At 63.5% G+C, this 8079-nt stretch carries 5 protein-coding genes and 1 pseudogene; all 6 read right to left on the bottom strand.

What is annotated here, in order from left to right:
* A pseudogene (locus tag VMR03_RS07470) lies at positions 1-459 on the bottom strand (MBOAT family protein); the annotation flags it as partial.
* A gap of 88 nt (positions 460-547) precedes the next feature.
* Complete coding sequence (locus VMR03_RS07465; RefSeq protein ID WP_325403796.1) at positions 548-1750, bottom strand: acetyl-CoA acetyltransferase; 1203 nt, start codon at positions 1748-1750, stop codon at positions 548-550.
* Positions 1751-1770: 20 nt separating this feature from the next.
* Positions 1771-3276 carry a hydroxymethylglutaryl-CoA synthase family protein gene (locus VMR03_RS07460; protein ID WP_325403794.1) on the bottom strand — a complete coding sequence of 502 codons (1506 nt, stop codon included), beginning with the start codon at positions 3274-3276 and terminating at the stop codon, positions 1771-1773.
* 118 nt (positions 3277-3394) lie between these two features.
* The gene (locus tag VMR03_RS07455; RefSeq protein WP_325403792.1) at positions 3395-4570 is read right to left on the bottom strand and encodes an SPOR domain-containing protein; all 1176 of its coding nucleotides are present in this window, start codon (positions 4568-4570) and stop codon (positions 3395-3397) included.
* Between the two features lie 137 nt (positions 4571-4707).
* Positions 4708-6555, bottom strand: coding sequence for a glutamine--fructose-6-phosphate transaminase (isomerizing) (gene glmS / locus VMR03_RS07450; RefSeq protein ID WP_325403790.1), 1848 nt, complete (start codon positions 6553-6555; stop codon positions 4708-4710).
* Entirely contained in the window at positions 6555-7913 is a 1359-nt protein-coding gene (gene glmU, locus VMR03_RS07445; RefSeq protein ID WP_325403788.1) for a bifunctional UDP-N-acetylglucosamine diphosphorylase/glucosamine-1-phosphate N-acetyltransferase GlmU, read from the bottom strand. Before glmU ends, glmS begins: the two co-directional genes overlap by 1 nt.
* Positions 7914-8079 lie beyond the last annotated feature (166 nt).

Here is an 8079-nt window from a genome sequence, read left to right as displayed (position 1 = left end):
GAGAAAGCTGTGCTTTTCCACATGGCCCCTGCCCGCATCGACCAGGTAGGCGATCTTCTGGAAGGTGAAGAAGGAGATCGCCAGCGGCAAAACGATGTGCTGGAGCGGGATGTCGGTGGCGGCAACGTCGTTGACCGAGCGGATCAGAAAGTCGGTGTACTTGAAGTAGGCAAGCGCGGAGAGATCGACGGTGACGCCGAAGGTAACAAGTGCTTTCGCCCATCCACCGCCTGGCTTCACGCGCTCGGCCAGAATGAAGCGCGCCAGCACGAAATTGAAGACCGCGAGGACGATCAGGAGCGGCAGGTAGATCGGATTCCACCAGCCGTAAAAGAAAAGCGAAGCGAGGACCAGGAAGCCGAGCGCCGCTTCACGACCGAGCCAAGCCCGGATCAGGAAGCAGAGTGCGGCGGTCGCAGGCAGGAAACCGAAGAGGAAGATCGGCGCATTGAAGAGCATGAAGACTTCTCTGTTCGTCCGTGCAGGCCGCAAATGAAAGGGGCCGGGATTGCTCCCGGCCCCCCTCTTCTAGCACATCAAATCGGAATCACGCGCCATGAGCGCCGATGATCGTGACCGAGCATACGTTCTGAGACGGCGCACCGCCGAGATTATGCGTCAGGCCGATCTTCGGTGCGGCGAGCTGACGCTCCCCGGCGCGGCCCTGAAGCTGGAGATACATTTCATAGGCCATGCGAAGGCCCGAAGCTCCGATCGGGTGGCCGAAGCACTTCAGGCCGCCGTCGATCTGGCAGGGAACCTTGCCATCCGAATCATAGAATCCGTCCATCACGTCCTTCACGGCATGGCCTTCAGGCGAGATGAAGAGGTCTTCCATGGTGACGAGTTCGGTGATCGAGAAGCAGTCATGCACCTCCATCATGCTGACTTCGTCGCGCGGACGCTGGATACCGGCTTCGGCATAGGCCTTCTTCGCGGCGATCCGGGCTGTGTGGAAGTAGCTGCCGTCCCAGCTATTGTGCTGCGACTCGAGGCCGTTCGAGACGGCAAGCTGCATCGCCTTCACCGTGACGATGTCCTTCTTGCCAAGCGCCTTCGCGATCTCTGGCGTCGTCACGATGGCGGCCGCCGCCCCGTCCGAAACGCCGCAGCAGTCGAAGAGGCCGAGCGGCTCGGCGATCATCGGCGCGTTCATGACCTGCTCCTCGGTCACTGCGTTGCGCAGATGCGCCTTGGGGTTCTTCGCGCCGTTCGCATGGCTCTTCACCGAGACATGCGCGATGGCGCGCTTCAGGTCTTCCTTGGAAACCCCGTGCTTGGCGCGGTAAGCCGAGGCGAGCTGGGCGAAGTTGCCGGGCGCGGAGCCCGACGGCGCCCATTGCGGGATCAGTGTGCCAGCCTGGCCGACCGGCAGCCCGCCGTAACCGGTATCCTTCAGCTTCTCGACGCCGAGGGCGAGCGCGATGTCGGCTGCGCCGGAGGCGACCGCATAGACCGCGCCGCGCAAGGCTTCCGAGCCGCCGGCGCAGAAGTTTTCCACACGCGTCACGGCGATGTTCGGCAGCCGCAGCGCCAGCGACAGCGGCGTACCGCCCTTCCCTGTTCCCGTCTCGTCGATATGGGTCGAGAACCAGGCCGCGTCGATTTGCGTCGGCTCGATGCCCGCGTCCTGCATCGCCTCGAGATAGGCCTCGACCATCAGCTCCTCGGGGCCGGCGTCCCAGCGCTCGCCGAACTTCGAACAACCCATGCCGAGGATGGCGACTTTGTCCTTGATACCTGCAGCCATGATGTCTTCCTTCCCTGATTTTATTCGGCAGCCTGGCCGGCCGTTTTTACCTGCGCGGAGGCGATCGGAACCGCTTTCCAGAAATATCTGCGGAAGCCACGCTTCTCGTCGAAATCCTTGATGCGGAAGACGAGGCGCACTTCCATGCCGCTGTCCACCGTGCCCTGCTCGACATCGGTGAAGTCCATCATGATGCGACCGCCCTCGTCGAACACGACCATGCCGTAATGGTTCGGCGGGTTCATGCTGGCGGAGAGAAAGTCGGCCGACCATGAGAGAATCTTCGCCTTGCGCTCCGCGAACTTGTAGGGCTCCTGCGTATCGACCGTGTGGTTGTTCGGATTGACCGAGATGCGCGAGCGCGGGAACTGCACGACGCCCGTTTCCTTGCAACGGCCGCCGACGAGGCCCATGAGCATGTCTTCATTGCGGTAGAGCGTCGTCAGGGCGGTTTTCTTGTCCTGCTCGGCGCGCATGCCCTGTTCCCACTCGATCAAACCGTTGAATGTGAGGAACTTCAGATAGTTCGTCTCTTCCTTGCGATTGGCGAGCGAGCCGACGATGCCGCGCTTGCCGGCCTGGCTCCCGAGCTTGTCGGTCGCCTCGAAAACCAGAGCGTCACACCCGCCGCCGAAATGCAGAACCAGAATCTTGTCGCCGGGCTTTGCGTCCTTTTGCAGCGTGTGGACGAGCATGACCAGCGAATGGGCGGCGCCGGTCTCGCCGCAAATGCCGGCCAGCGTGTCGCGCGCCGCCTCGGGCGCGATGCCCGCCTTTTTCGCGAGTTGCTGCACGAATTTGTCGCCGAAGGTGCAAGGCAGAACGAAGTGCTTGATCTCCTCCGCCTTGACGCCGGCCTTGTCGAGCGCGGCTTTCACGGCGCGGGGAACGATTTTCGAGTAGCCCTCGTCGCGGATCCAGCGCTCTTCCCAGTTGTAGTCGAAATCCTCGCCCTCGCCCTTGAAGTGATCGACGAAGTCGATGGTGAGGCTCGCGCCGCCGAGATATCTCGCGATGACATTTTCGGTGCCGACGGACACGGCGGCCGCGCCATCCCCGATGTCGAGTTCCTGCGCGCTCGCGGCGCGCGCCTTGCGATGATCGGAGGCGAGCACGAGAGCGTGTTTCGCCTCGCCCGCCTTCACGGCGGTGAGCGCCTGCATCAATGCTGACGTGCCGGCGCGTTGCGTCGACGCGACGTCGACCGCGCGCACCGTCTCGTCGAGCGTCAGGGCGGCGGCGATGATACCCGAGTTGAGGCGATCCCTGAACGGCATCGTCGTCGATCCGAAATAGAGCGCATCTACATGGGAGCGGTCATCGTCCGGACCCAGAAGGTCGCGGGCGGCTTCGACCGCCATGGTGATCGCGTCCTCGTCCCAGTTCGCCATGGACCGTTCGCCCTTCCCCTTGCCGAGGAAGTTCGGCGCGACCCAGGCATTCGCCTGCGTCACCGCCTTGCGCTGAAGGCGAAGTCTCGGAATGTAGCCGCCAAAGGCTGTAAGCCCGATCGACTGCTGGGCCATCGTTTTCGCTCCCGGTTCTGCGTTATTGTTGGGGAGAGTTTACCGACGAAATGCCTACGGCCACAACAGCCCGATGTTCGGCCCTGCCGCTACGTCAGAGCCGGCCATTCGCGGGACTTCACCGCGCCACGACGACGCAGGCGATGTTTTCGGCGGCAAGTTTTGCGCAGCTGGCCTTGGCTTCCGACGCGGTTCTGAAGCCGCCGGCCTGAAGGCGATAATAGGTGCCCTTTGCGCCGAGGTCCGCCACCTCGATGCTGTGGTCGAGGCCGGACAGGGCCGCCTCGCGGTGCGCCATGTCGCGCCATGCCTTGGAAGCACTATCCGCCTTGCGAAACGCGCCGAGCTGCATCCTGTATCGCCCGTCGGCCGATGCGGCCTGGGCCTGGGCGTGCGGCCTCTCCGCGAGCATTGCCGTCTTCTGCGGTGCCGGCGGCGTTATATCCTGCCGTATCGGTGGAGACGTCTCGGGCTGTCCGGCGCGAATGGCTGTCGTGTCCCAGCCGCCGGCCGATGCAACCTTGATGACGCCACCGGGCTGACGGTCGGGCGTTTGTGGCATGGCGGCGAGTTGCGGGCCGAGTTCCTGCAGTTTGGTCCTCGCGGCGGCGTAGGCCGGATCGAGGGCGAGCGCCCGATTGAGATCCGCCACGGCGGATGCGAGATCTCCCGATTTTTCATAAGCCAATGCCCGACCGAAAAGCGGCAGCTTGCGCTTGTCGTCGCCGAGACGTTCGATCGCGGCGCTGTAGTCGCGGATCGCGGTCGGATAATCGTTCCTCTCGCGTTCGATGTTGGCGCGGTTGTGATAGGCGGCGGCGTAGTCCGGCGCGAGTTCGATGGCTTTGCTGTAATCGCGTTCGGCGGCGAAGGTATCGCCTGCGGCGGCTAGCGAGATGGCCCGATTGTAGTGGGCGCGCGCGGCAATCGGGCGAGGCAAGGTCCCGAGATCTATCGCCTTCGTATAATCGTCGAGGGCACTGCTTTGGAGCCCGAGCTTCTGGCGGGCTATGCCGCGGTGATGGTAAGCGAGTGCCAGATTGTCCTTGCTGAGGGAACCGCCGTCGATGGCTTGATTGAGCCCGTCTACCGCCTGCTGGTATTGGCCGCTCTCTATGGCTCGTCCTGCGGAAGCAAGTTCCGATTCGGCATCGGTGGCTGTCGCTGGCCGCTGGCCGGCTATGGGCGTTTGACCGGGCACGGGCGGCGCCGCCAGCGTAACCGGCCCGGGCGAGAGCAGTAGCGCGAGAAGCGCCGTTCCGATTGCAAGCCGCCGTGTGTGTTCCTGCCGCATCGACCGCCTCCTTCCAGACGGCAGTTTAACACGGTCGAAGGTGTCGGTATCGCGTCGAGGCGGGAGAGCTTAGTTCTATCAGGATGTTATTGCGTTTGGCTTTACCGGCACATCAAGCCGATTTCGAACGAATCGGTCTACTCGACCGTGACGGACTTCGCCAGATTGCGCGGCTGATCAACGTCGGTGCCCTTCGCAACGGCTGCGTGATAGGCGAGAAGCTGCACCGGCACGGCGGCGATGATCGGCGCAATCAATGGATCGGCCTTCGGCATTTCGATGGTGGCCCAGGCTTGGTCCCCGGCCCTTGCCAATCCCTCGCGATCAGAGATCAGGACGACCTTGCCGCCGCGCGCGATCACTTCCTGCATATTGGACATGGTCTTTTCGAAGAGTGCATCGACCGGCGCGATGACGATGACCGGTGTCGCCTCGTCGACGAGCGCGATAGGCCCGTGCTTCAACTCGCCCGCGGCATAGCCCTCGGCATGGATGTAGGAGATTTCCTTGAGCTTCAGCGCGCCTTCCAGCGCGATCGGGAAGAAGTGTCCCCGGCCGAGGTAGAGCACGTCTCGGACCTTCGCAATCTCGGCGGCGAGTGCGTGTATCGTGCCGTCATGCGCCAGCATGTCGGCGACGCGGCGTGGCGTTTCGAGAAGCGTACGGACCAGGCGCGGCTCGTCGGCCGCGTCGATGGTGCCACGCGCGAGACCTGTCCCGATGGCGAGGGCGACGAGCGCCGTCAGCTGGCAGGTAAAGGCTTTGGTCGAGGCGACGCCGATTTCAGGGCCGGCAAAGGTCGGCATGACGACGTCGGAATCCCGCGCGATGGAGCTTTCGGTGACGTTGACGATCGACAGGATCGTCTGGCCCTGCGACTTGCAGTAGCGCAGCGCGGCCAGCGTGTCCGCCGTTTCGCCCGACTGGGAAATGAAGATGGCAAGGCCGCCCGGAGGAAGCGCCGCCTCGCGATATCGGAACTCGGAGGCGATATCGACCTCCACCGAGATGCGGGCGTAACGCTCGAACCAGTATTTCGCAACGAGACCGGCATAGGAAGCCGTACCGCAGGCGATGATGGTGATACGGGGCACCGTCGCGAGGTCGATCGGCAAATCCGGAAGGCGTAGCGTCTCGTCGACCGGGTTCACGTATTCCGCGAGCGTGTGGCCGATCACTTCCGGCTGCTCGAAGATTTCCTTGGCCATGAAATGGCGGTGATTGCCCTTGTCGACCAAGGCGGTCGAAACGTCGGTGATGCGGATCGGGCGCTCTACGATGCGATCCTCGGCATCGTGGAAAACGGCGCCTTCACGGGTGATCTCGACCCAGTCGCCTTCCTCAAGGAAGGATACGCGGTTGGTCATGGGGGCAAGCGCAAAGGCATCAGAGCCAAGGTACATGGCTCCGCCTTCCTTGCCGGCGTCAGCCTTGTCGCCATGACCGACGGCCAGCGGACTACCCCGGCGGGCACCGATGATAAGATCTTCTTCGCCGCGGAAGACGATGCCGAGGGCGAAGGCTCCTTCCAGCTCCTTCAGCGCCGCGGCGGCGGCGAGACGGGGCGCGAGACCCTTGTCGAGATAATGCGTGATGAGATGGGCGACCACTTCGGAATCGGTTTCAGTCTGGAATTTCGCACCGCCCGCCATCAGCCGTTCGCGCAGGTCGCGAAAGTTCTCGATGATACCGTTATGGACGATCGCGACGCGTTCGGTCGCATGCGGATGGGCGTTGCGCTCCGTCGGCGCGCCATGCGTCGCCCAGCGGGTGTGGCCGATGCCGATGGTTCCATCCAGCGGATGAGCGTCAAGCGCCTTTTCAAGATTGAAGAGCTTGCCTTCGGCACGGCGGCGCGTGATCTCGCCATGGCTCAGCGTTGCGACGCCGGCGGAGTCGTAGCCGCGATACTCGAGCCGCTTGAGCGCCTCCAGGATAATGGGGGCCGCTGGCTTTCCGCCGATGACGCCGACTATGCCGCACATTATTCGCCCGCCTTTTTTGTGCCTAAGAATTTCGCGCGAAAGGTCGCTGCCCAGCCGGGCTTCTCGAATTGCTTCGATCTCTCCACGGCGAGCGCGTCGGCCGCGACATCCTTGGTGATGACGCTGCCGGAGCCCGTATAGGCGCCGTCGCCGATCTTCACCGGTGCGACCAGCGAGGAATTCGAACCGATGAAGGCACCCGCGCCGATATCGGTGAAGTGCTTGTTGAAGCCGTCGTAGTTGCACGTGATCGTGCCTGCACCGATATTCGCCTTCGCGCCGATGCGCGCGTCGCCGATATAGGACAGGTGATTGATCTTCGCACCGGCCTCGATCTTCGCCTTCTTGGTCTCGACGAAATTGCCGATGTGGACGTCGCGCCCGATCTCTGAACCCGGACGTATGCGCGCGAAGGGGCCAATCTGGGCGCCCTCCTCGATCCTCCCGCCCTCGATGTGGCAGAAAGGCTTGATCGTGACGTCGTTCGCGATTTCGACGCCGGGCCCGATGACAACATTCTGGCCGATGGTGACGTCCTGGCCGAAGACTGTGTCGGCCGAGAGATAGATGGTCTCCGGGTCCGCGAGCGTTACGCCTGCGTCCATTGCCCGCCTGCGCAACCGGCGCTGCAGCACTGCTTCCACGGCGGCGAGTTCGGCGCGGCTGTTGACGCCCTGAATGTCTTCTTCTGGCGCGCGGATCACCGTGCAGCCGAGGCCTTCCGCGCGGGCGAGTCTCACGACATCGGGCAGATAGTATTCGCCGCTCGCATTCTCGTTCGTCACGCGGGAAAGCAGGCGAAAGAGATGCTCTGCGCGCACAGCCATGGCACCGCCGTTACAGAGCGTGATGGCCAATTCCTCGACGCTCGCATCCTTGCGCTCGACGATGCGGGCGAGCGAGCCATCCGCGTTGAGGACGAGGCGTCCGTAGGGCGTCGGATCGCTTGCCTCGAAGCCGAGAACCACGATGGGCGTTTCGGCCCGACAGGCGCCGATCATGTCCGAGAGTGTCTGAGCGCGAACGAGCGGCGTGTCGCCGAAAATAACGAGAACGACGCCATCGCGCGGCGATACGAAGGTCTCAGCGGCGCGGACTGCATTGCCGGTGCCGAGCGGCCTTTCCTGCGTGGCGACGTCGAGACCGGGCGCGACACTCCTTGCGTAACGGGCCACCTCATCCATGCCCGGCGCGAGCACCAGAACGGTGCGGGCGCTGTCGAGAGTTCCGACCGTCGTCAGCACATGACCGAGCATGGGGCGCCCGGCGATCGGATGCAGCGCCTTGGGAAGGCTCGATTTCATTCGCGTGCTTCGGCCCGCGGCGAGAATGACGGTGGTGACGGTGGCGTTGGACATGGGGCTCTTCGGCAATGCGGCGGTCGGGCGAGGCAGATGGTCGCCGCCCCCGGGGCTTCTATCTGGCAGCCTCGCCAGTGGCCTGGAAGGTGGCATAGGCCATATTTTGTCGGGAAATAAATTTATATTTCACTATATTGCGTCGCGCCGGAAAAAGGCACGTCGA

The organism is Parvibaculum sp. (assembly GCF_035511255.1).
Lineage (GTDB): Bacteria > Pseudomonadota > Alphaproteobacteria > Parvibaculales > Parvibaculaceae > Parvibaculum.
Note: the sequence above shows the minus strand (reverse complement) of the source record. Positions and strands in the feature narration are given on the sequence as shown.